General features: G+C 32.9%; 22 protein-coding genes. 16 read left to right on the forward strand and 6 right to left on the reverse strand.

Translation table 11 applies throughout. From position 1 onward, the window contains the following. Positions 1 to 154 precede the first annotated feature (154 nt). The 12 genes from AC6CH4_RS09020 to AC6CH4_RS09075 all read left to right on the forward strand — a co-directional run bounded on the left by AC6CH4_RS09020 (position 155) and on the right by AC6CH4_RS09075 (position 14,655). Positions 155 to 1,639 carry an SGNH/GDSL hydrolase family protein gene (locus AC6CH4_RS09020; RefSeq protein WP_498102181.1) on the forward strand — a complete coding sequence of 495 codons (1,485 nt, stop codon included), beginning with the start codon at positions 155 to 157 and terminating at the stop codon, positions 1,637 to 1,639. Between the two features lie 82 nt (positions 1,640 to 1,721). After that, positions 1,722 to 3,053, forward strand: a complete 1,332-nt coding sequence (locus tag AC6CH4_RS09025; protein ID WP_498102183.1) for a GDSL-type esterase/lipase family protein — start codon at positions 1,722 to 1,724, stop codon at positions 3,051 to 3,053. Between the two features lies 1 nt (position 3,054). Next, the gene (locus AC6CH4_RS09030; protein ID WP_498102185.1) at positions 3,055 to 4,740 is read left to right on the forward strand and encodes an MBOAT family O-acyltransferase; all 1,686 of its coding nucleotides are present in this window, start codon (positions 3,055 to 3,057) and stop codon (positions 4,738 to 4,740) included. A 268-nt stretch (positions 4,741 to 5,008) separates the two neighbouring features. Then, a complete protein-coding gene (ffh, locus tag AC6CH4_RS09035; protein ID WP_056195625.1) occupies positions 5,009 to 6,361 on the forward strand; it encodes a signal recognition particle protein in 1,353 nt (450 codons plus the stop codon). A 126-nt stretch (positions 6,362 to 6,487) separates the two neighbouring features. Then, positions 6,488 to 7,375, forward strand: a complete 888-nt coding sequence (locus AC6CH4_RS09040) for a bifunctional 5,10-methylenetetrahydrofolate dehydrogenase/5,10-methenyltetrahydrofolate cyclohydrolase (protein ID WP_498102187.1) — start codon at positions 6,488 to 6,490, stop codon at positions 7,373 to 7,375. Between the two features lie 216 nt (positions 7,376 to 7,591). After that, on the forward strand, positions 7,592 to 8,518 hold the full coding sequence (locus AC6CH4_RS09045; RefSeq protein ID WP_498102189.1) for a magnesium transporter CorA family protein: 927 nt from the start codon (positions 7,592 to 7,594) through the stop codon (positions 8,516 to 8,518). A 487-nt stretch (positions 8,519 to 9,005) separates the two neighbouring features. Further along, on the forward strand, positions 9,006 to 9,635 hold the full coding sequence (locus tag AC6CH4_RS09050; protein ID WP_498102191.1) for a hypothetical protein: 630 nt from the start codon (positions 9,006 to 9,008) through the stop codon (positions 9,633 to 9,635). Positions 9,636 to 9,643: 8 nt separating this feature from the next. Then, complete coding sequence (locus AC6CH4_RS09055; protein WP_026982841.1) at positions 9,644 to 9,934, forward strand: winged helix-turn-helix domain-containing protein; 291 nt, start codon at positions 9,644 to 9,646, stop codon at positions 9,932 to 9,934. 58 nt (positions 9,935 to 9,992) lie between these two features. Then, positions 9,993 to 11,381 (forward strand): DUF4153 domain-containing protein, encoded by a 1,389-nt coding sequence (locus tag AC6CH4_RS09060; protein WP_498102193.1) that lies wholly within the window; start codon positions 9,993 to 9,995, stop codon positions 11,379 to 11,381. Positions 11,382 to 11,638: 257 nt separating this feature from the next. After that, positions 11,639 to 12,157 (forward strand): hypothetical protein, encoded by a 519-nt coding sequence (locus tag AC6CH4_RS09065; RefSeq protein WP_498102195.1) that lies wholly within the window; start codon positions 11,639 to 11,641, stop codon positions 12,155 to 12,157. A gap of 7 nt (positions 12,158 to 12,164) precedes the next feature. Beyond that, positions 12,165 to 13,916, forward strand: a complete 1,752-nt coding sequence (locus AC6CH4_RS09070) for a tetratricopeptide repeat-containing sensor histidine kinase (protein WP_498102197.1) — start codon at positions 12,165 to 12,167, stop codon at positions 13,914 to 13,916. After that, positions 13,909 to 14,655 (forward strand): LytR/AlgR family response regulator transcription factor, encoded by a 747-nt coding sequence (locus AC6CH4_RS09075; protein WP_498102199.1) that lies wholly within the window; start codon positions 13,909 to 13,911, stop codon positions 14,653 to 14,655. The genes AC6CH4_RS09070 and AC6CH4_RS09075 overlap by 8 nt, the downstream gene beginning before the upstream one ends. A gap of 64 nt (positions 14,656 to 14,719) precedes the next feature. Here the strand turns inward: AC6CH4_RS09075 and rluF are convergent, their stop codons facing one another. The 3 genes from rluF to AC6CH4_RS09090 form a co-directional block, all read right to left on the reverse strand. Beyond that, the gene (rluF, locus tag AC6CH4_RS09080; protein ID WP_498102201.1) at positions 14,720 to 15,532 is read right to left on the reverse strand and encodes a 23S rRNA pseudouridine(2604) synthase RluF; all 813 of its coding nucleotides are present in this window, start codon (positions 15,530 to 15,532) and stop codon (positions 14,720 to 14,722) included. 278 nt (positions 15,533 to 15,810) lie between these two features. After that, complete coding sequence (locus tag AC6CH4_RS09085; RefSeq protein ID WP_498102203.1) at positions 15,811 to 16,155, reverse strand: antibiotic biosynthesis monooxygenase family protein; 345 nt, start codon at positions 16,153 to 16,155, stop codon at positions 15,811 to 15,813. Between the two features lie 10 nt (positions 16,156 to 16,165). Beyond that, positions 16,166 to 17,320, reverse strand: a complete 1,155-nt coding sequence (locus AC6CH4_RS09090) for a cytochrome P450 (RefSeq protein WP_498102205.1) — start codon at positions 17,318 to 17,320, stop codon at positions 16,166 to 16,168. Between the two features lie 74 nt (positions 17,321 to 17,394). Between AC6CH4_RS09090 and AC6CH4_RS09095 the strand changes: the two genes are divergently transcribed. Continuing rightward, positions 17,395 to 18,075 (forward strand): ArsR/SmtB family transcription factor, encoded by a 681-nt coding sequence (locus AC6CH4_RS09095; RefSeq protein WP_498102207.1) that lies wholly within the window; start codon positions 17,395 to 17,397, stop codon positions 18,073 to 18,075. A 30-nt stretch (positions 18,076 to 18,105) separates the two neighbouring features. Here the strand turns inward: AC6CH4_RS09095 and AC6CH4_RS09100 are convergent, their stop codons facing one another. The 3 genes from AC6CH4_RS09100 to AC6CH4_RS09110 all read right to left on the reverse strand — a co-directional run bounded on the left by AC6CH4_RS09100 (position 18,106) and on the right by AC6CH4_RS09110 (position 21,027). Continuing rightward, positions 18,106 to 18,963, reverse strand: coding sequence for an alpha/beta fold hydrolase (locus AC6CH4_RS09100; RefSeq protein WP_498102209.1), 858 nt, complete (start codon positions 18,961 to 18,963; stop codon positions 18,106 to 18,108). 186 nt (positions 18,964 to 19,149) lie between these two features. Beyond that, positions 19,150 to 19,929 carry a zinc ribbon domain-containing protein gene (locus AC6CH4_RS09105; RefSeq protein ID WP_026982834.1) on the reverse strand — a complete coding sequence of 260 codons (780 nt, stop codon included), beginning with the start codon at positions 19,927 to 19,929 and terminating at the stop codon, positions 19,150 to 19,152. Positions 19,930 to 19,932: 3 nt separating this feature from the next. Then, on the reverse strand, positions 19,933 to 21,027 hold the full coding sequence (locus AC6CH4_RS09110) for a Nif3-like dinuclear metal center hexameric protein (protein WP_498102211.1): 1,095 nt from the start codon (positions 21,025 to 21,027) through the stop codon (positions 19,933 to 19,935). A gap of 85 nt (positions 21,028 to 21,112) precedes the next feature. Between AC6CH4_RS09110 and lpxK the strand changes: the two genes are divergently transcribed. From lpxK to AC6CH4_RS09125, 3 genes are all read left to right on the forward strand, one after another. Next, the gene (lpxK, locus tag AC6CH4_RS09115; protein ID WP_498102213.1) at positions 21,113 to 22,129 is read left to right on the forward strand and encodes a tetraacyldisaccharide 4'-kinase; all 1,017 of its coding nucleotides are present in this window, start codon (positions 21,113 to 21,115) and stop codon (positions 22,127 to 22,129) included. A 71-nt stretch (positions 22,130 to 22,200) separates the two neighbouring features. Continuing rightward, positions 22,201 to 23,214, forward strand: a complete 1,014-nt coding sequence (locus tag AC6CH4_RS09120) for an SPFH domain-containing protein (RefSeq protein ID WP_498102215.1) — start codon at positions 22,201 to 22,203, stop codon at positions 23,212 to 23,214. Between the two features lie 3 nt (positions 23,215 to 23,217). Further along, positions 23,218 to 24,138: a sugar kinase gene (locus AC6CH4_RS09125; protein WP_498102217.1), complete on the forward strand. Its 921-nt coding sequence runs from the start codon at positions 23,218 to 23,220 to the stop codon at positions 24,136 to 24,138.

Genomic DNA, 24,138 nt, shown 5'->3' on the forward strand with positions numbered 1-24,138 from the left:
TTATCTAACCTCTTTTTTTGTTTTTTATTTTAATATAAAAAAGGGTTATAAATTAATGTTTAACCCTATATTTGTGCCTGTTTTTTTAATGTAGAATTAACAGGAAATTTTAATATTTTTCAGTCCAAGCCATTCTTCAAATTATAAGTAATAAGTGAATACAAAGTCCTATTTTTTTCAGTCTTTCGCAATTGTTGCACTGGCATTCATCGCCTTTATTGGATTCAAACAAGTTTTACCGGATAAAATCTTTTCGGAGAGTAAAATTGATTCTAAAAATGTACTAATCGATAGTATGCTTTTGGAGTCGGTTGCTAATGACTCATTGTCTCTTGAAAGCGATAGTATTGCCGAAGCAGAGCAACAAGAAGCACAGCAGGAAATTGTTTTTGAAGATACGGAAGGAATTGAATTTCCATCAGAAACTTTCGAAAATTATAAAGGATATCAATACTTGGTTTCTTTTTACGAAAAGTTATATCAACTGGAAAAAAATCCACAATCTAAAGTTCGTATTGCCTATTATGGCGATTCTATGACCGATGGTGATTTAATTGTACAAGATGTTCGAACCAATTATCAGGAACGTTTTGGTGGAAATGGAGTTGGATTTGTATCCATCACTTCAGAATCTGCTGCTTCGAGAGGTTCGGTAAAATCAGTTTATTCTAAAAACTGGAAAACACAATCCTATTTAAATGTAAAAAGGCCCACAAGTCCTTTTGGAGTAAACGGTCATGTGTTTTTTGCAAACGATAAAACCAATCCAACCTGGGTGCAATACGAAGCAGGGACAAATAAATATTCAACGACTTTAGATAATCCGGTATTGTTTTATGGTAAATCTACTAAAAGAGGAAATGTAAACTTCATCATTGGTAAAGATACACTTCGAAAAAATCTTGTTCCGAATAATTTGGTTAACAGCCTAAAAGTAACTTCAGGAAGTATAAAAGCATTTAAGGCTAATTTTATTCACGCCGATTCTATTCCAATTTACGGTTTCAATTTTGATAACGGAAGCGGTGTTCACGTTGATAATTTTTCGCAAAGAGGAAACTCGGGATTGCCAATTTCGATGTTTGATGCCGATGTAATGAGAGCTTTCAATAATAATCTAAAATATGATTTGATTGTTTTGCATTATGGAACCAACGTTTTAAATTATGGAACCAAAAATTACCATTGGTACGAAAAAGGAATGAAAAAGGCTGTCAATAAAATAAGAGCTTCTTTCCCGGGAGTTTCTATTTTGATTGTTTCGACTGCTGATAAATCAACAAAATACGATTTGGAAATGAAAACGGATTCAGCTGTTGTTCCTTTAATGAAAGCACAAAAAAGATACGCTCTGGAATCAGAATCCGGATTTGTGAATTTGTACACTTTAATGGGCGGAGACGGATCTATGGTAAAATGGGTCGATGAAACGCCGGCAAGAGCCAATAAAGATTATACACATTTTAATCAGCGTGGCGCAAAAGCGATCGGCAGATTACTGTATGATCAGTTGAATAAAGGTTACGAAGAATATAAAATCTTAAGAGAGAAACGTGATGCAACTTCCCGCCAGCAAAGAGCAGCACGCAAAATAAACACAGATTCTGTTTCTGTAAAAAAAGATAGTGTAAATGAATAAACTTATTATTTTCTTCTGTTGTCTTTTTTTATCTCCAAATGATAAAATAGAAAAGACGGTCTCACCTCCAACACCCAAACCTATGAGTACTAAAACTGATACAACCGCAATTGATTCTTTTTCTGATGATAGGATTTATAATGCAAAAGTTTTAGAAAGTATTTTTCAAAAATTGAACGAAAATGATGTGCATCAAAGTCAAAAGATAAATATTGTTCATATTGGAGATTCTCACATTCAGGGTGATTTAATGACCAATGAAATTAGAAAAAATCTGCAGCAACGATTTGGAAATGCGGGACGAGGTTTAGTTTTTCCTTATCAGTTAGCTAAAACAAACGGATCTTACAATGAGCGTTTTCGTTCAAACAGAACCTGGGAAAGTTACCGAAACATTCATCCGCATAAAAATTATCCGGTTGGTTTAAGCGGAATTGGACTTTGGAGAGATAATGGCGGTTTTGCGGTTGAATTGAATGTAAAAGATCCTGCTTATAAGTTCAATACAATTAAAATTATTACACCTCAAAATCAGAATATGTTTGATTTGGCAACATCATCTCAAACCAATATTATTCAGTCAACAGAGCGAAAAGTAATTAAACATAAAATAAAAAAAGGAGAAGCAATCTCAACGATTGCCGATAAATATAATATTTCGATTGCTGAAATTAAACAAGCAAATGGGTTAAAATCTAATAATATTCGGGCAGGAAGAACATTAAAAATTCCGACGAATGAAACAAAACCCAAAACGATCAAAAGTTCAGCGTTTGTCTCTCTAAATGTCGAATCGGATTCTTTTTCACATTATTATAATTCGGAAAAAGCATTAGATAAAATCTTTTTGATTCCAAATAAAGACGCTTCAAAATTCGAACTAAACGGAATTGTTTTAGAAAAAGATGCTCCTGGATTACTTTACAGTAGTATTGGAGTAAACGGAGCGAAATATTCAGATTATAATAAATATCCATTATTCTTTGAGCAACTAAAAGCGTTGCATCCAGACTTGCTTGTTTTTTCACTAGGAACAAATGAAAGCTACGATCACATGGAAGCTTCGGCTTATATTAAAGAATTGCGTCAGTTTATAAAAAACATAAAGGACCAGAATATCAATGCTCCAATAATTGTCATGACGCCACCGCCTTCTTTCCTAAAAGCTAGAAGACCTAATATTTACGTTCATGATTATGCGAAAAGTATTCTCGGAATAGCCAAAGAAGATGGTTTTGCAGTTTGGGATTTATATGATGAATTTGGCGGAATGGAAGGTGTCCGAAAATTAAAAGCAGAAAAATTGATTGGTCCGGATTATGTTCATTATTCTAAAAAAGGATACGAAAAGCAAGGAAACTTGTTTACACAGGCGTTTTTAAAAGCATACGATAATTTTAAATTAAAAAATTAAGTTGATTACAATTGATAGCATAAATAATTGGTTTGTTCAAAACTTTGGAGAAGTTACTTTAGAACAGGCTAAAAGTTGGTTTATTTATAATCCCGACGAGAAATTATTATTTAATACCGGTTTGTTCCTGGGATTATTCCTGGTTTTTTATTTTGTGTATGGCTTTTTACGCAAGACATTTTATTTGAGATTAACGTACGTTATTCTATTCTCGCTTTTCTTTTATTATAAGTCAAGCGGAATTTACTTTTTGTTATTATTGCTTTCTTCTGTAGTCGATTATGGTCTGAGCCAAATTATCTACAAAACCACTAAAGATAGCACGAAGAAATTATATTTGGTAATAAGCGTTATTCTGAATTTGGGATTACTTGGGTATTTCAAATACATGAACTTCATAATTGTAACCTACAACGATATGTTCAGCGGTCATTTTGCACTACATAATATTTTTCTTCCTGTCGGAATTTCATTCTATACTTTTCAGTCGATGAGTTATATTATTGAGATTTATCGTGAGGAAATCAAACCAACAAAAAACTATATTGAATATTTGTTTTTCGTTTCATTTTTCCCGCAGTTAGTCGCAGGACCAATTGTGCGCGCAAAAGATTTTCTTCCGCAGATTTATCAAAAATTAAACCTGACAAGACAAGATGTAAACAATGCTTTGTTTTTAATTATTGGTGGATTGATCAAGAAAACGGTAATTTCAAATTACATCTCGATAAACTTCGTCGACCGTGTTTTTGATACCCCGATGAGCTATACATCATTCGAAAATTTAATGGCCTCTTACGGATATGCCATTCAAATTTATTGTGATTTCTCAGGATATTCGGATATGGCAATCGGAATCGCTTTATTGTTAGGATTTAAATTACCGGCCAACTTTAGAACGCCATATAAATCAACTTCGATAACTGATTTCTGGAGAAGATGGCACATTTCACTTTCAACCTGGCTGAAAGATTTCTTATATATTTCTATCGGAGGAAACAGAGAAGGTTCATTCGCCGGATTTTTATTCCCAAGTTTATTCTTCTTCGGATTATTATTATGGGGAATTACAAGTTATAATACCAGTATAATTCCGTTAATAATAGCATTAAGCGGAATTGGACTTTTCTGTTTGTCATTTCTGCTTTCAAGCAGAAGAAAACAAACTTTAGTAACCAATTTCAATCTCTTTACTACAATGCTTTTAGGCGGATTGTGGCATGGAGCAGGAGCACAGTTTATCGTTTGGGGAGCTTTACATGGATTGGCTTTGGCAGTTCATAAAATTTTCACTGAGTTTTTTCCATCCAAAAAAGACGGTAAAGGCCCTAACTTTTTATGGAGATTTTTCTCCATCGTAATCACTTTCCATTTTGTAGTTTTCTGTTGGATCTTTTTCCGCGCCAGAGATTTCGAAACAGCCTTGCAGGTAATCAACAATATTGGCCAGTTAACTTTCGAACCAGAAAATTGGAAAGCGATAGTTTTAGGATATAAAAATGTGTTTTTATTGATGTTGTTCGGTTACGTTTGGCATTTCTTGCCGGAAGTTATCACAGACAAAATGAAATGGGTTTTTGATAATACGCCATTATTACTAAAAGCTGTAATCCTGGGCTTCGTTTATTGGATCGTGTACGCCACAGCAGTAGCAGGCTCGCAGCCGTTTATCTACTTTCAGTTTTAGTTTTTAAGGTTCAAAGGTACAAAGGTTATTCTTTTGCGCTTTTAATTTATAGCCACGGATTAAAGGATTAAAAAGATTTTTTAAAATCTGCTTAAATCTTTTAAATCTGCGTGAAACAAAAAACTTTGCGACTTCGCAACTTTGCGAGCAAAAAAACATTGCGAACCTTGCTTAGATCTTTGCGTACATTGCGGTTAAATGCAACTAAATAAAAATTGCCTGAAATATCTAATTAGATTATCTTTGCACTTCAAATAAAGAAAATAGTATGTTTGATAATTTAAGTGATAAGTTAGATAAAGCGTTCCATATATTAAAAGGACACGGTAAAATTACAGAAGTAAACGTTGCCGACACCTTAAAAGAAGTTCGTCGTGCCTTATTAGACGCCGATGTCAACTTTAAAATTGCCAAAGATTTTACAACCAAAGTAAAAGAAAAAGCAATTGGTCAGGACGTTTTAACAACACTTCAGCCAGGACAATTATTGGTGAAGTTGGTAAAAGATGAGTTGACTGAATTAATGGGTGGCGATGTTGCCGGAATTAATCTTTCAGGAACTCCATCTGTGATCTTAATGTCAGGATTGCAAGGTTCTGGTAAAACGACTTTCTCAGGAAAATTAGCCAACTTTTTAAAGACTAAGAAAAATAAAAAACCACTTCTTGTAGCTTGTGATATCTACCGTCCAGCGGCGATCAATCAGTTACATGTTGTGGGAGACCAAATAGGTGTTGAGGTTTACTCAGAACCAGAAAATAAAAACCCTGTTGAAATTGCTCAAAATGCAATCAAACATGCAAAAGCAAACGGTTTTAATGTCGTTATTGTCGATACGGCTGGTCGTTTAGCAGTAGACAAAGAAATGATGGATGAAATTGCTCGTGTTCATAAAGCAATTCAGCCTCAGGAAACTTTGTTTGTTGTAGATGCAATGACAGGTCAGGATGCGGTAAACACAGCAAAAGCATTCAACGATATCCTGAACTTTGATGGAGTTATCTTAACGAAATTAGATGGTGATACTCGTGGTGGAGCGGCAATTTCGATTAAATCGGTTGTAAACAAACCAATCAAATTTGTAGGTACAGGCGAAAAGATGGAAGCAATTGATGTTTTCTATCCAGATCGTATGGCTGAGCGTATCCTTGGTATGGGTGACGTTGTGTCGCTTGTAGAAAGGGCGCAGGAACAATTTGATGAAGAAGAAGCAAGAAAACTTCAGAAGAAAATCGCTAAAAACGAATTTGGTTTTGATGATTTCTTAACGCAAATTCAGCAAGTAAAGAAAATGGGTAATATGAAAGACCTTGTTGGAATGATACCTGGTGCTTCAAAAGCCATGAAAGATGTAGAAATCGAAGATGATGCTTTCAAACATATTGAAGCAATCATTCACTCGATGACGCCAATCGAAAGAAGTAAACCTGCCATTATCGATGTAAAAAGGAAAGCCAGAATCGCTAAAGGTTCCGGAACCAAAGTCGAGCAAGTAAATCAGTTAATGAAGCAGTTTGACCAAATGAGCAAAATGATGAAGATGATGCAAGGTCCGGGTGGAAAAAACCTGATGAAAATGATGGGAGGAATGAAAGGAATGCCAGGCGGAATGCCGAGATAATAAAATTAAAAGTTTCAAGTTTCAGGTCTCAAGTTAAGAGACTGAAATTTGAAACTTTTTTCAATAAATAAATATACGTTTCACTTTTAACGTGAAACATGAAACTTTAAACTTGAAACAAAAACAATGCAACTACTAGACGGTAAAAAAACAGCAGAAGACATTAAAAACGAAATCGCAGCCGAAGTTCAATCCATAAAAGCAGCAGGAGGAAAAGTACCTCATTTAGCAGCAGTTATTGTGGGGAGCAACGGAGCAAGTTTAACTTACGTAGGAAGTAAAGTAAAATCTTGCCAGCAAATTGGTTTCGATTCAACTCTGGTAGCTTTGCCTGAAGATATTACCGAAGCAGATTTATTAGCTAAAATTAAAGAGTTAAACGAAGATGATAATCTTGACGGATATATCGTTCAGTTGCCTTTACCAAAACATATCGACGAGCAAAAAATTCTTTTAGCAATCGATCCTGACAAAGATGTTGATGGATTTCATCCTACAAACTTTGGAAGAATGGCACTTGAAATGGAAAGTTTTATTCCGGCAACCCCATTCGGAATTATGGAATTGTTAGAGCGTTACAAAGTTGAAACTGCCGGAAAACATACAGTAGTTATCGGAAGAAGTCATATCGTAGGGCGTCCAATGAGTATTTTAATGAGCCGTAAAGGAAATCCTGGAGATTCGACAGTTACGCTTACACACAGCCGTACTAAAAACTTAGCAGAATTCACTAAAAACGCCGATATTATTATTACAGCTTTAGGCGTTCCTGAATTTTTAAAGGGAGATATGGTTAAAGACGGAGTTGTAATTATCGACGTTGGAATTACTCGCGTAGATGATGCATCAAACGCAAAAGGCTACGTAATAAAAGGAGACGTTGATTTTGACGGAGTAAGCAAAAAAGCCTCTTTCATCACACCAGTTCCGGGCGGAGTAGGACCAATGACCATTGCAATGTTGTTGAAAAATACACTTTTAGCACGAAAAATGAGAAGCGCAAAAAACAAATAATTTGTTTTAAAAAATAACAGAAAGCCTATTCGAAAGAGTAGGCTTTCTTCTTTTTAATATTTAATTAATAGTTTAAAGTTTCGGGTTTTAAAAATAAAAGATACTTTTGCCACACTTAAAAAAAACTTCTCCAATGGACGATTATGATTCGTTAGTATTTAATTAAAGCGGCTTTTGAAAATTTCAAAATGCTGCAATAACACTTGTATTTTTGAAATGAAAGCCTTTTACACAAACAATAACGGATTAATTGAAATCCCAAAATGGACGCCAAATTGCTGGATTAATATTGAATCTCCAACACCAGCAGAAAAAAAATATTTACTAGAAGAACTTCAAATTCCCGAGGCATTTTATAATGATATCGAAGATATCGACGAAAGACCCCGTATCGAAATCGAAGACGGCTGGACGCTAATTATCATGCGTGTTCCAATAAAAAGCAACGATATAAAATTACCTTTTCAAACCATTCCGCTTGGTTTGGTTTTTAAAGAAGATATCTGTGTAACTATCACTTTCTATAAAACAGAGATCATTGCTGATTTTGTATCGTACTCAAAACGAAAAAATATTGAAATTCAGGACAATTACGATCTGGTTTTAAGATTGTTGCTTTCTTCAAGTGTTTGGTATTTAAAATACCTCAAACAAATAAATCAAAAGATAAAATTAGCCGAAGATAATTTAGAGAAATCAATCAAAAACGAAGAATTGCAAGCTCTGCTTCAAATCGAAAAATGTCTGGTATTCTTTATAACTTCCTTAAAAGGGAACGATGTTTTGTTTCATCGCGTGAAAAATCTAAAAGCTCACAAAGCCAATTACGATTTAGATCTTTTAGAAGATGTCGATATCGAATTAAGTCAGGCGCAGGACACGGCAAATATTTACAGCAATATTTTGACCGGAATGATGGATGCCTATGCTTCGGTAATTTCTAACAACATGAATAATATCATGAAACAGATGACTTCAATTTCTATTATTTTAATGATCCCAACTTTAATCGCCAGTTTATACGGAATGAATGTCCCAAATGGTCTTGAAGAAAGTAAATATGGCATTTGGATTCTGCTTTTAATTTCTGTCATATTATCTGCTTTTGGAGTATTTCTTTTCAAAAGAAGAAGATGGTTCTAATCAAACTTAAATAAAAAATTATAAAGGCCTGTTCGTTTGGACAGGCTTTGTTGTTTTTTAATCTGGGCGTGACCGTGTTTACAAAAGGCGCTACTTAACAAACCGCTTATGTGCGCCTTTCGTAAATACGGTCGGGCTATCCATGCTACTTCGGTAGCTTATTCCTATCCCTCACGCAGCTCTCGGTCAACAATAAAGTCCCAGCGGGACAACATGTTTATAGAAATTATGAATTTTGTTTTTGCAGAACTCCGTAGGAGTGACATTTTTAGAGTTGTAATCAGAACAATATCGCTCCTAATGGAGCTTTTGATTTAACTACTTGTAAAAGACTATAAATATGTTGCTCCGCTGGAGCTGATCGAAATGATAAATGTTATTAAAGTATTGGTTAATAGGTGTATAATTGTATTGGATAAAAAAAACATCTTATTTAGCTTGTCAATTCAAAATAAAATATAACTTTGCAGTACAAAGTACTTTATTTATGAATCAGAAGCATCAAGAAGATTTAGCACATATTCGTTCCATGATGGAACGCTCTTCAAGATTTATATCCCTAAGCGGACTTTCAGGAGTTTTTGCCGGACTTTCTGCTTTAATTGGCGGACTATATGTTTATCAGTTATTTAGAGTGAATGGCGTAAACTATTTTGACGATGGAGCTTATAGCGATGGAGCTTATACTATTCCCTATAAATTAGTTTCAGAACTTATTATAACTGGAATCGTTATTTTAATCTGTGCATTTGTTTTTGGAGCTGCTTTTACAATCAGAAAAAGTAAAAAATACAATTTGCCAATTTGGACCTCAGCAACAAAAAAAATGTTGTTTAATTTGGCGGTTCCATTACTGTCTGGTGGTGTATTTTGTTTGTCGCTTTTATACCATCAAAACTATGGTTTAGTGGCGCCGGCAACATTAATTTTTTATGGTCTGGCGCTTATTAATGCTGAGAAATATACTTTTTCGGATATTAAATATTTAGGTTTTTGTGAATTGATTTTAGGCTTTATTTCTCTTTTTTTAATTGGATATGGTTTAGTTTTTTGGATCATTGGATTTGGTATTTTGCATATCTTGTACGGATTAATAATGTTCAAAAAGTATAAATAATCCACGCAATGGGAATTATTGATAAATTAAATAAAGATTTTGAAAGCCGTGTCAGATTGGGAATTATGTCCATTCTGATGGTGAATGAGTGGGTAGATTTTACCGAAATGAAAACCTTGTTGAATATTACAGATGGTAATTTGGCCAGTCATGCTTCAGCGCTTGAAAAATCAGAATATATTGTTGTAAAGAAGGAGTTTGTTGGCAAAAAGCCTAAAACATCTTATAGTGTTACCGAAAGAGGTCGTTTAGCCTTTAAGGAACACTTGTCGTACCTTGAAAAATTAATGAAATCCTAATAACCAAAATTTTTTGTCTAATTACTTTGAAGCACAAAGTACTTTTAATTTTATTACCATGAAAAAACATCACATTATTTTAGCTTGCAGTTTGATTTTCTTACTGCTTTTTTACAAAGAAGACTTAGGCGTTAACCTGTCAATTTTTGGGCTTGTTTTAACCGGCTTTGTTTGTTATTTCTTTCAGGATCGTTTTTCTGAAAGATCACATTTGATCTTAGTCGTTACATCTGTTTTGTCTTGCCTGGCTTTTGCCTGGTATGGAGATTTTGCTTCTTTTTTGGCATTGGCAATGTCTGTTCTTTTTTTACAGTTTAAAACGCAGGATCCAAAACTGAAAATAGTTCAGATGTTCCCACTTGTCTTTTTAAACGGAATTACTTCATTGGGTCGTGTTTTAATGTTTAAGCAATGGCTTCCGGAAAAGAAAATCCATAATAATTTTGCGAAAAAACTAGTTGCCTTTTTTGTAATTCCTGCCATTTTCTTAATCCTGTTTTTCATAGTGTACTCTTTTGGGAGCGACCATTTCTCTTCTTTATTTACAGATTACACTTTAGATATCAATCTTGGCAATCTCGTAATAATTGGTATTTTGGGTTTCTACATTTCATTTAGTTTCTGGAATTATTGGGTTCCTGAGGTTTGTTACGAAAAAAATGAGCTTCTGGATAATGAATTCAGCAATATAGCCGAAATCAAAAATCAAAATACATTTTCATTTCTTGATTTGGATTTCGAAAGAAAAAGTGGTGTAATCACTTTAATACTCTTGAATCTGATGCTTTTGGTATTTATTGTAACTTACAATTACGAACAGTTTTTTGAAGTAGTAGAAAAATCAAATTTAAGTGCTGATACACATCAAAGAGTAAATTCAGTAATCTTTTCAATTCTTATGGCGGTGGGAGTAATTATGTTTTATTTCAAAGGGGGCTTCAATTTTGACAAAGAAGCAGTTTCTCTTAAAAGACTGGCAAAACTGTGGATTTTTCTAAATGGTCTCTTAATTGTAAGTGCTTTTATTAAAAATTCAGAGTATGTTTCCTATTTCGGATTAACTTATAAACGATTAGGAGTTTACGCCTTTCTTATTTTAGCTATTATAGGCTTAGTTTATGTCTTTTTTAAAATTAAGAGGCAAAAAACAAATGCCTATCTCATCAACCAGATGGTATGGTATTTTTATGCAACAGTTCTTTTATGCAGTTATGTAAACTGGGGGAATTTAATTACCAATTATAATATTTCAGTAAATAAAACCGTTGAGCCTGCATTTTTAAGCGACTTAAATTTTAATGACGATGCGCGCAGGGAATATTTTTTAAAAAATAATTTAGACGGAAAATCTACTGAAATTAGAAGAGAAGAGATAATTGATGAATACCAAAACACTACTTTTTTATCAAAAGCTTTGTATTATGAGTTTTTAAACAAGAAGAAATAATTTATAAGAAATCCCATTAGTGAATGCTAATGGGATTTTTTTATAATGAGATATTGTTATTATGTTTTTTTGAACGAAAAAAAATAAATAACAGACCGTTAATTAATATAGTTATTACAAATCGTTAAAAGTTATTAAGAAAATGTTTACTATATTTGATTCTCCGAAAACATTTTTTGTTTGTTTTTGCTTTTACTTGTTTAGAATATTTTTAAAAATATAAATAATTCAATAACGTTTAACCTAAAAACAATACCATGACAAAAACTACTACTACAACAACTACTACCATTACTGACAATAATGATACGGTTAATAATCCAGTTACTGATGCACCTATTATTCCTCCGGGGATAGATATTACTCCCAAAGCAGATGCAGTTCATTCTATAGGAACTGTGACATTTAAAAAAACAAAATCCGCAGAGGTATTGTCTCCTTATGTTGAAGCGTATTATGATTCTCATTCAAATGCTCTTCTTATACAGGCTGTCGTTTATGTTGATTCACCTCTTGTCGAAAATGAAACTCTTCATTATAAAATAATTCAAAATACTTATATTGATCTTGAAGGAAATCCCCAATTGCAGTTTTTTATAGTGTACAATATGCCAGAAGAATTATCAGCAGATCTATTTATTTATGAAATAGTTTTTAACGCTGACGCTAGCTTTATTGGAGGGTTTTCAAATCTGGAAAAAATTCAGACTTTTCTTTGGGATTCCGATCCTGAAACTTCAAGAGGGACGGAAACTCCTGTTAGATCAATAAATTGATTTTGTAATGTTAAAAGAGAAAAAATTAGGAATAAATTTTTTAGTTGTTTTATTATTAATTTGTTTTCCTTTTATCCTTTGCTCTCAAGAGAGGCATAACAATGGTTTATTAAAGACCGAAATAAAAAAAGAGATAATTAAATATAAAGAAGAAATTGATTTTGATAAAGCCCAGAAATTCTTTTTTGAGATGGAATGGGATTCAACTTTAGTTTATTCTATGAAACAACTTAGTAAGAGCAATGCTTCGGAATTAAATGACTACTGTCATTATTTTAGAGCTGTTAGCTTTTTAAGAAAAAAGCTTTTTGACGAAGCTAAAAATGAATTAAAATTGGTTTCAGAAAAATTTACTTTTTATCATAATGTGACCTTTTTTCTGGGAGAAATAGCATTACAGCAAAATGAATTTGAAATTGCTTTAAGGTATTTTAATAGCATTGAAAAATTAGCTGAAAGCACTTATGATTTTAAAAAAAGCGATGTTTTACAGAATATTGGTTCATGTTACTTACATCTTAATAAATTTCAAAAAGCTGAAACCTATTTAATTAAAAATTCCAAATTACAAGAGGTTCAAAATGATACTTTGTTACTTGTAGAATCGTATCTGCTTCTTGCTAATTTGTATTATGTACAATATAAAGATAATCAGGCTATACCATATTTTGAAAAAGCTTACCATTTATCAAAAAAAGTAAAGTCATTTGATATTAAAAGAATGGCTGCAAAAAATATGGCAGCTGTAGAAGAAAACAGAAAAAATTTCCCATTAGCTTTAGTTTACAGAAAAGAATACGAAGCTTGGAAAGATTCGCTAAACGATCAAAATAAAGTCTGGGCAATTGCAGATCTTGAAAAGAAATTTGCCGTAAAACAAAAACAAAAAGAAGTTGATGTACTTGCAGCAGAAAATAAAGTAAAAGTAGCCGAAAGAAATGGTTTTATCATTTCTTCGGTTTTGCTTTTTGTCTTGTTTGGAACCGGAGTTTATTTTTACCGACAAAAAACGAAAAACAATAAAATTATTCTCGCCCAGAGAAATGAACTGGATGAACTGAATGCCACAAAAGATAAATTGTTTTCTATTGTGAGCCATGATTTGCGATCTTCAGTAAATGCACTGAAAATGAGTAATAATAAATTAATAGAAAATCTTGAGAATAAAAATTTTACTGAGCTTGACGTCTTACTACATAATAATAGTACAATTGCCAATGGAGCTTATAATTTATTAGATAATTTGCTTAATTGGGCATTATTACAAACTAAAAAAGCTTACTTTTTTCAGGAATCACTTCATTTGGCTACTATTGTGCAGCACGTAGAATATAATTATAAGCCACTGATGCTGAACAAAAATATTAATTTTGAAAACAATGTCTCGACTGAAGAGTATGTGTTTGCAGATTTGGATTCGTTGAAAATTATTATCAGAAATCTGTTAGACAATGCAATTAAATTTTCAAGAGAAAACGGCAAAATTTCAATTTACAGTCGAACTCCATCTGAAGAATTTTGTTGTTTGGTTGTTGAAGATACTGGGATTGGTATGAATAAGTCGGTGCAGGAAGAACTTCTGAAAGAAACTATTTTACTCTCTAAAAAGAAAAATGATGACACAATAGGAACCGGATTGGGAATGCAGTTGTGTAAAAGCCTGATTCGTAAAAATGGTGGAAAACTAGAAATAGAAAGTGAAGAAAATGTTGGAACTAAGATTATTATAATATTACCAAAGTTTGAAAATCATGGATAATATTAATGTACTTGTTATAGAAGATACACTCTCAGAAAGTGAGAGGCTGTTAAAAGTGCTTAATGAGAATAACTATAATGTTGTTGGCGTTGCGACTACTTATAGTGAGGCACTTTTATTATTCTATAATAATGTCGTCGATCTTGTTATTATAGATGTTTACTTAGATGGCAAACCAGACGGCATATCATTTGCAGAAACGCTTAATACGGTTCCCGATGCGCTGCGGCCTTTTGTTTTTTTAACAAACTCAAGAGAACGCGAAATTTTCGACAGGGCAAAACTCACTCGTCCTTTTAGTTTTTTATTAAAGCCTTACAACGAATTAGAACTTTTGTACGCGCTGGAAATGGCGATTGAGAAATTCTACGGACAGAATAATGTTTTTACAGGCAAAAATCAAAACGCGGTAATGAGTGATAAATATCTTTTTATAAAGAAAAATAAAGCGCTCAAAAAAGTAAGAACGGAAGATATTTCATATGTCGAGGTCGAAGACAGATATTGTAATATAATTACAGAAACTGAAAAATTTGTAATTCTGATATCGTTAACCAAGATTCTGGAGCTTTTAGATCCGGTAAAATTTATCAGGACACATCGCAATTATATTGTGAACTCAAATAAAATCATCGAAATTGTTTTAAGTGATAATCTGGTTGTCCTGAAAGGAAATTTTAAAGTTACTCTAAGCGAAAAGTATAAAGACTTCGTGAGTAAGTTTCGGGTATTAAAATAATACTTTATAATTTCCGCATTAAATAAAAAACGGCCACTTAAAATTTTAAGTGGCCGTTTTTTATTTAATAATCTCCTTTTTTCTTAAATCGGGGATCGTGTTCTGATATAAATTCTGTTCTTCGTTTTGGAGTTTCTGCTTTTGGTAAACTTGCTTCTTCGGTTTTGCTTGATGGTTCAATCAAATGATTTAACTCTTTGATTTCATCATCCGTCAAATCGCGATAACGTCCAACAGGAACATCCAAAGAAATATTTATAATTCGGATACGTTTCAACGCCGTTACATCATAACCCAGATATTCAGTCATTCTACGAATCTGACGGTTTAAACCTTGTGTCAAAATAATTTTGAATGTGTATTTACTGATTTGTTCTACTTTACATTTTCTGGTAACGGTATCCAAAATCGGAACACCATTTCCCATTCTTTGTATAAAACGATCCGTGATTGGTTTATTAACCGTCACCGTATATTCTTTTTCGTGATTATTTCTGGCGCGCAAAATCTTGTTTACGATATCGCCATCATTGGTCATAAAAATTAATCCCTCACTGGCTTTATCCAATCTTCCAATCGGAAAAATACGTTTTGGGTAATTAATATAATCAACAATATTATTTCGAACTTCTAAGTTGGTAGTACATTCAATTCCAACCGGTTTGTTGAAAGCCAGATAAACCATTTTTTCGTGTTTCTCCACAATCAATTTTCCGTCAATGCGTATTTCATCATCTGGCGAAACTTTGGTCCCCATTTCAGGCACAACTCCATTTATCGTTACACGTCCTTCTTCAATTAATTTATCAGCCTCACGACGAGAACAATAGCCAGTTTCTCCAATAAATTTATTCAGACGTTTTAAATTCTCTTCCATACTGCAAAAGTAGGCAAAATTTAAATTTTAGACTTCAGATTTTAGATTTTAGATTGCAGTACTTCTTAGAATTTTAGATTTCAGACTTTAGATTTCAGATTCTCCACAATCTTGTCATCCTGACGGAGGAAGGATCACACTAGAAACTCCGCACAGAAAAGCGCCAATCTTTGTAGAGCTTCTTGCAGGGATTCCTCGTTCCTCGGAATGACAAAACTGGAGAAAAGTATCAAAAGAAAAAACCTTTGTCTCTTTTTACCTCTGCATCTTTGAACCTTTTAAGAATGAAAACCTGCGCTGTCTTGCGGCGTCTCCTTCCTGTCAAACATTCCATAATCCCGAACAACATGCGCAATTCGCAAATGATAATCCTTAAAGATTTCATTTCGTCCTTTTGATTGTGCGTGACGATGCATTTCCAGATTTCTCCATTGTTGAATACTTTTCTCATCTTTCCAAAAAGACAAAGACAAAACCTTTTCAGGATTGCTAAAACTCTGAAAACGTTCTATCGATATAAATCCTTCGATATGATCCAGTTCCGGTCGCAAGCTTGTAGCGATATCTAGATATTCTTCCTTTTTTCCTTCGTTCGGAATAACTTCAAAAATTACAGCTATCATAATTTCTATTTTAATTATTGAATTGAATCCAGATCTCTTTTGGTAATCTGGCATTTATAAGTGGCTCGTATTGAATTTGATTTTCTAACAATAAAATGGTTTTATGACTTTGGAAAAGAAACCATAAAGCTTCAGTTGCCAAATGAATCGAAAAATATTTTGCCAGGCACATATGACCGCCAATTCCAAAAGTGAGGTTTTCATTGTTGTTTATTCTTTCAATGTCAAAATTCATTGCATCTTCAAACTTTTCAGAATCACGATTAGCCGAAGCCAGAACGACTAATATCGAATTTCCTTTTTTAATTTGGCTTTCGCCGATGTAGAAATCTTCATTTGCAATTCGTCTTGTATTATGAATGGGAGGGTCAAAGCGCAGCGTTTCAATAACCAACTTTTCTATTTCAGTTCTATTCGAAAATGCTTTATGCTCAATAATTTGTAATAAAGAATTGCTTAAAATTCCGCGGCCGGCATCAAAACTCTGAATACACAAACCGATAAAATTACTGACTATAATTGGAATAATTTCTTCTACTGATAGATGATATTGATTTGAAATTTTGATTAATAAAGAATCGTAAAATGATAATGAAGAAAGATATTTTTTAACTAATAAATAGAATTTTGCTGAATTCTCATTAATCACTTTTACTTGACCTTCCGTTTTCCGTGGAAGCATAATTTTGACAAAAGATTCTATTTCCTTTGAAATAAATTCACAATCATTTTCTTCAAAACTAAAACTTTTCAAAAGAACAAGGACCGGCAATTTTTTACAAACCGAATTAACCCAGTCGATTTTAGTATGAATTAAATCTCTTTCGATTAACGATGAAACAATTTCGCTAATATCAACTGATTTCATGTTTGAAAATAGCTGAATCGCAATTTCTTTTGAGACTTGATGTTGAATTCCATTTGATAATCGGGTTAAATTATCAAGAATTTTTAAAGCATATTCATTCAACTTTTGTTCGTTATCTGGATTTACAACAGGAATTTGAGTATTTGTATTTTTCAGAATTTCAACACAATATTGGTAAGAATAAATCGCCCATATTTTGTTGGTTTCATCCCAATAAATGGGATGTTTTTCTAACATTGATTTATATATGAAATATGGATCGTGAATGTCTGATTGAAGGAATAAACTTGAGGTCATTTCATTTTGTTTTTAGCAAAGTTATTTAACTTTGCAACTGAATAGTTCAGTCGGTATTTAACTATGAAAATAAAATGGAAGATCAATTTATAAAAACAGCAACCTTAATTGGGGATGCAACCCGTGCCTCAATTTTGTGGAATTTATTAGACGGAAGAGCCTTCACCGCAACCGAATTAGCGATTGCTGTAGAAACATCCGCACAAAATATCAGCATGCATTTAGGAAAGCTTTTAGAGGCCGATTTGATTTCTGTCGAAAAACAAGGCCGTCATAAATATTACAGATTTTCGAATAAAGAAGTTGCCTATGCCGTTGAAGCGATGGCAAATCTTATTCCGAAATCTAAGGTTTCTGTAAAAAAGAAATCGGAAGAATATCCTCCAATAAAATACTGTCGAACTTGCTACGACCATTTGGCAGGAAAAATAGGTGTGGCCCTGGCAGATAGTTTATTGGAACAAAAGATAATTATTGAAAAAAGCGGCATTTTTGAAATCTCTTCTGAAGGAGAAAAATGGTTCTCAGATTTTGGAATTAATTTAGAAGAAGTCCAAAAACAAAAAAGAATCTTCTTAAAGCCATGCCTGGATTGGAGTGAAAGACGAAATCATATTGCAGGATCCATAGGTTCATTATTATTAAATAAAATGATAAGCGAAGACTGGCTCAGAAAAACAAAAGATTCACGAGCTATAACAATTACTGGAAAAGGAGAGAAGGAGTTGCTTAAGAATTTTAAGATCGTTATTTAGAAAAACCTTAGTGTCTTAGTGCCTTCGTGGCTAAGAACCTTCAGCAAACAAAAATTCAAGAACCTTCTCATACAATTCATCGTCATGCATTCCGTGACCCAAACCTTTAGTTTCTATAAACTGACTGTTCTTCCAATTACTGGCGATTTTTTTGCCTTCCTCAAAAGCAACAATCTTGTCTGAAGTATCGTGTGCAATTAAACCCGAAACATTAAATTCAGCTGCAAATTTTTGGCCCGAGAAATCTTCAAGTTTAAAATTGAATCGATTCATGAATTTGCTTTCTAAAAGCGAAAACATTTTGGTATTCAGACTCAACATTGAAATGTAATTATCAATCAAAGTTTTTAATTCTGAAGGAGCTCCCAGGATCACCATTTTATTAATGCTGGTATTTGGGAATAAATACTGATGATACACACAAGCCGCACCGCCAATAGAGTGGCCAATAATAATTTCAGGCTGATATTTCTCAACCGCTTTATTGATAAATTCAGCATAAAGAGGAACATTAAACTCTTTTCCGCTGCTTTGTCCGTGCGCGGGCGCATCAATGGCAATTATAGTGCTCCCGGATTTTTGAAGATGTGGCAAGGTTTTCTTCCAGCGTGATGCGTTGCTTTCCCAACCGTGAACAAGAAGAATTCTGGTTTCGTTTCCTTTCCAGATATACGTTTGAAAATGATGCTCGTTATGATGAAACGTTTCTGTTTCTGTATTTTTTAGAATTTTGGGTAAAGTGTCTTTTTGAAGTCTTCCAATTCTTGGCTGACTAAAAAGTGCGTATGAAAGTTCAACCGCTTTTTGGGGACGAACGTAACTCAGGAAGTTGATATATTGTCCGACCGATTTTAATGTAATGAAACGAATGCCTTTTTTAATTCCCACAACTTAATTTTTTCTAAAGGTAAAAAATATCATTTTAAACTTGCTGAAAAATGTTTTGCCATAGATTAAAAAGATTCCTGAAGATTTTATCTCACTACTTGAGCGATTTTTAATCTGTGTTAATCTTTTTAATCTGTGGCAAAAAATAATGAGCAAAAAAAAGTCCCGATTAAATCGGGACTAGTATTAGAATTTAGAGAACAATTGTTCCATTTTTTCTTTTTCTTCTTCAGCTAATGCGCTGTCAACTAAAATTCTTCCAGAGTGCTCATCAGTGATGATTTTCTTTCTTGAAGCAATTTCAACCTGTGTTTGAGGTGGAATTGTAAAGAATGATCCTGCAGATGCTCCTCTTTCGATAGATACTACAGCTAAACCATTACGAACACTGCTTCTGATTCTGTTGTAAGCAGCTAATAATCTTTCTTCAATTTGACCTGAAAACTCAGCAGATTTCTCAGATAAGAAGATTTCTTCTTTTTGAGTCTCCGACATAATTGCATCAAGTTCAGATTTTTTATGTTTTAAATGAGAACTTTTTGCGTCAAGTTTTTCTTTTAAGTTAGAAATAACTTCTTTTTTATGTTCGATAGAAGCTTTCATTTCTTTGATTTGCTTTTCAGCCAATTGAATTTCTAATTCCTGAAATTCAACCTCTTTTGTCAAAGAATTAAATTCTCTGTTATTACGAACTGATTCTTGTTGTTTTGTGTATTTTTTGATAACCTCTTTGTGCTCATCAATAGCATTTTTCTTTGCTTTGATAAGATCCTCAATCACTTCAAGTTCACTTTTCAGTTTCTCTGAACGAGTGCTCAAACCTGCAACTTCATCTTCTAAATCTTCAACTTCTAAAGGAAGTTCTCCTCTTACGTTTCTGATTTCGTCAATTCTAGAGTCAATAAGCTGTAAATCGTATATTGCTCTTAACTTGTCCTCAACACTTAATTCTTTCGTATTCGCCATATTCTATAAGTACTTAACTGGATTTGTATTTTCTTCTGATAAAATGATGGCAAAATTAAGGATTTTTTTTCGAAGATAATCAACAATATAGTTTTTTGTATAGCGTTCGCTCTCAAAATGACCAATATCGGCTAAAAGTAACTTGTTTTCTGCTTCATAAAACTGATGGTATTTTAAATCGGCAGTCAAAAAAGCATCAACTCCGGCCTGAATTGCATTTTTTATGGCAAAACTTCCTGAACCTCCCAATACTGCCACTTTCTTAATTTTTTTTCCGTTAAAGGCAGAATGGCGAATTCCTTTGGCAATCATTTTATCTTTTACAAAAAGTAAAAAGTCTTTTTCATTCATTGGAGTTTCAAATTCTCCAATCATTCCCAGGCCAATATTTTGATGTGAATTTTGAAGTTCATAAATTTCATATGCTACTTCTTCATATATGTGATTTTCAAAAAGTGCTTTTAATATTCTTGATTGTAAATGTTTCTCGAAAGTAACTTCAATTTTTATTTCTTCAGTTTCGGTTAATTGGTGACGTTTTCCAACGACCGGATTGCTTTTAGAATTGCCTTTGTACGTTCCGGTTCCGTTTGAATTAAAACTGCAATTGTCATAATTGCCAATTGTTCCTGCGCCAGCATCAAATAGAGCCTGACGCACTTTTTGAGCATTATCAGGAACGGTATAAGTCACTAATTTTTGTATGAAATTTTGTTTCGGAATTAAAACTATTGTGTTTTCCAATCCTAATATATCGCAGAATATTTTATTAACACCCTGCGAATGATTGTCAAGAGCAGTATGAACAGCATAAATGGCTATGTCATTTTTAATGGCTTTTAAAATCGCACGTTCGACATAATTTTTGCCGGTAATTTTTTTGATTCCGGAAAATAAAATAGGGTGAAAGCAAACTACCAAATTACATTTTTTAGTAATGGCTTCTTCAATCACATTCTCCAGTGCATCGTGACAAACCAAAACTCCTGTGCTTTCCGTTTCTGAATCGCCAACTAAAAGCCCGACATTGTCAAAATCTTCGGCGTAAGCCAAAGGAGCCATTTCTTCGAGAACTGCAATTATTTCTTTAATTTTCATCTTCTTTTTGTTTCAGATTTCAGGTTTCTTGTCGTGTAACTTAAAACCTAAAACAAATTAACGAAAAAAATTATACTTTCGTAAAATGAATGTACTTCGAAAAATACTTTTCCCATTTGCCGTTTTATACGGATTCATAACTTCAATAAGAAATTTCCTTTTCGATAAAGGAATTTTAAAATCAACTTCATTTGATATTCCGGTAATTGCCGTTGGAAATTTAAGTGTGGGCGGAACCGGAAAAACACCTCAAATAGAATATCTTATTCGATTATTGTCTGACAAATATTATGTAGCAACTTTAAGCCGTGGTTATAAGCGTAAATCTGAAGGTTTTGTTTTGGCTGATTCAACTTCAAATGCTGAAATTCTTGGTGATGAACCTTTTCAGTTCTATCAAAAATTCCCAAATATTCAGGTGGCCGTTGATGCAAACCGAACAAACGGAATTACACAATTACTTTCACAAAAAGAAAAACCAGAAATAATTTTACTTGATGACGCCTATCAGCACCGAAAAGTAAAAGCAGGATTTTATATTTTACTGACTTCTTACGATGATTTGTATGCAGATGATTTTATGCTGCCAACCGGAAATTTACGTGAAAGTAGAAGTGGAGCAAACCGTGCCAGTATTATTGTGGTAACCAAATGTCCAAAAGATTTATCGGATCAAAATCAGAAAGAAATCAGATTGAAATTGAACCTAAATTGTTCCCAACAAATCTATTTTACTTTTATAGATTATGATGATGCAATTTATAATAAAGAGGAAAAAATCAATGTTAATGATATAAAATCAGAAACAAAAATACTTTTGGCCGGAATAGCAAAACCAAGACCGTTTTTTGAATACTTAAAAAATGAAAATGATGAATGCCTGACTTATCCCGATCACCATCATTTTTCTGATTCTGATTTGGATGAAATTCAAAGCAAAGCAAAGAATAAAAAAATAATTACTACAGAGAAAGATTATGTTCGCTTAAAGGATTCTAAATTGGTTTCACAACTTTATTATCTTCCTATAAAAAGCACTTTTATTAATCAACAACAAAATTTTGATGCTACTGTTTTGGAGTATGTCAAAAGCCATAAATAAATTTGTGTATTGTTTTATTAAATTACGATATTGTGTTCTGGTAAAATATTAACTAAAGCCCCTAAAATAATATGTTTGGAGTAAATTTTATTAAGTTTGATTCGATGACTTATGTTATTAAATTTAAAAATGGACAAGTTTCAAAAGAGGGAAGAGGACTTTCCTTTTTTTACTATTCTCCTACCACTTCGATTTCTGCTGTGCCGATAGGAAGTAATAATTTGCCCTTCATTTTTAACGAAACAACAAAAGATTATCAAACAGTATCAATTCAGGGACAAATTACTTATAAAATTGGTAACCCAAAACAATTAGCTGATGTTTTAGATTTTACAGTAAATGGAAACGGTATTTATAAAAAAGATGATACTGAAAAGTTAAATCAAACTATTGTAAATGAAGCCCAAACAGCAACTTCTTCATTTATACATCAACTTGGTTTGAAAGAAGCAATTCGTTCTGCCAAATCAGTTGAGACTAATATTACGGATGGTCTTTTAAATTCTAATGCGATCATTATGCTTGGTATTGAAGTTTTAAGTATCAATATTTTAGCAATCAAAGCTAGCCCTGAAATGGAACGTGCGCTAGAAACTCAAACCAGAGAAAGTTTGCAGCAAGAAGCTGATCACGCTATCTATGCACGTAGGAATTTTGCTGTCGAACAAGAGAGAAAGATTAAGGAAAGTGAGTTAAATACCGAAATTGCAATTGAAGAAAAGAACAAACAAATTGCCGAAAAGCAGGCAGAAACGGAGGTACAGAAAGCAGAAAATGAATTAAAACTTCGTGAAATGAAAGTTCAGGCTGATATTGCAATCGAAAACCAACGTAAAGTTTTATTAGAGCAAAAAACGGAAAATGAGAGAAAAGAAGCTGAAACACAAGGATATGTCTTAGAAACAACTTTAAAGCCGTATGAAAATTTAGATTGGAAAATTTTAACAGCATTGAATAATAATTCTGATCCAAAATTTAATATTTCTCTTGCTTTTAGAGAATTAGCTGAAAATGCCGGTAAAATTGGAAATTTAAATATAAGTCCTGAATTATTGGATAGCTTATTGAATGATAAGAAAAGATAGGATATGAGCATTGAATATGCAATAATTATAAAAAATAAAACCAGATTAGAATCTCTTATCGAACGATTTAATACAAAGGCACAAGCTAAGTTTTATATAGAACGCTCAGGAGGAGATTTTAATGATTATGAAAGGGAACATGAGATGTTTCACGACTCTCTTTCGAAGGTTCAACGAAATTTATCAACTATTGTTAAAAATAAAATAGTAGAACGAAGTTTCTTACCTTCTTTTATTTTTAATGAAAAACAAGTAGTTGTTACAGTAGGACAGGATGGATTAGTTGCAAATACAGCTAAATATGTTCGACAAATACCAATTGTTGCAGTAAATCCCGATCAGGAAAGATTTGACGGGGTTTTGTTGCCATTTAACAATGAAAATTTTCTGAAAGCTATTGATGGAGTTATGAGTAATAATTATAATTCTAAATTGACCTCTTTTGCAGAAGCTAAACTAAATGATGGACAAAGATTATTGGCTTTCAATGATCTTTTTATTGGAGCCACTTCTCACGTTTCAGCTCGTTACAAAATAACTTATAACAATACATCGGAAGAACATTCTTCATCTGGAATTATAGTTTCTACTCAATCTGGCTCAACAGGTTGGTTAAGTTCTGTTTTTAATATGAGTCACGGAATCAATAAACTTATTGAAAAAAAAGATTCAGGTAAAAAGTATGCAAAGCTTAAAGAGAATCAGTTAATGTTTGCTGTAAGAGAACCTTTCGCAAGTAAAAGAACTCAAACAGATACAACTATTGGTATTATTACAGAACGTTCAAAATTAATAATTGAATCATTTATGCCTAACAATGGGCTTATTTTTTCTGATGGAGTAGAAGCAGATTTCCTAAAGTTTAATTCGGGTTCTATTGCGACAATAGGGATTGCGCCAGAAAAGGCAAATCTGGTGATTTAG

The organism is Flavobacterium sp. GQ95 (genome assembly GCF_059758655.1).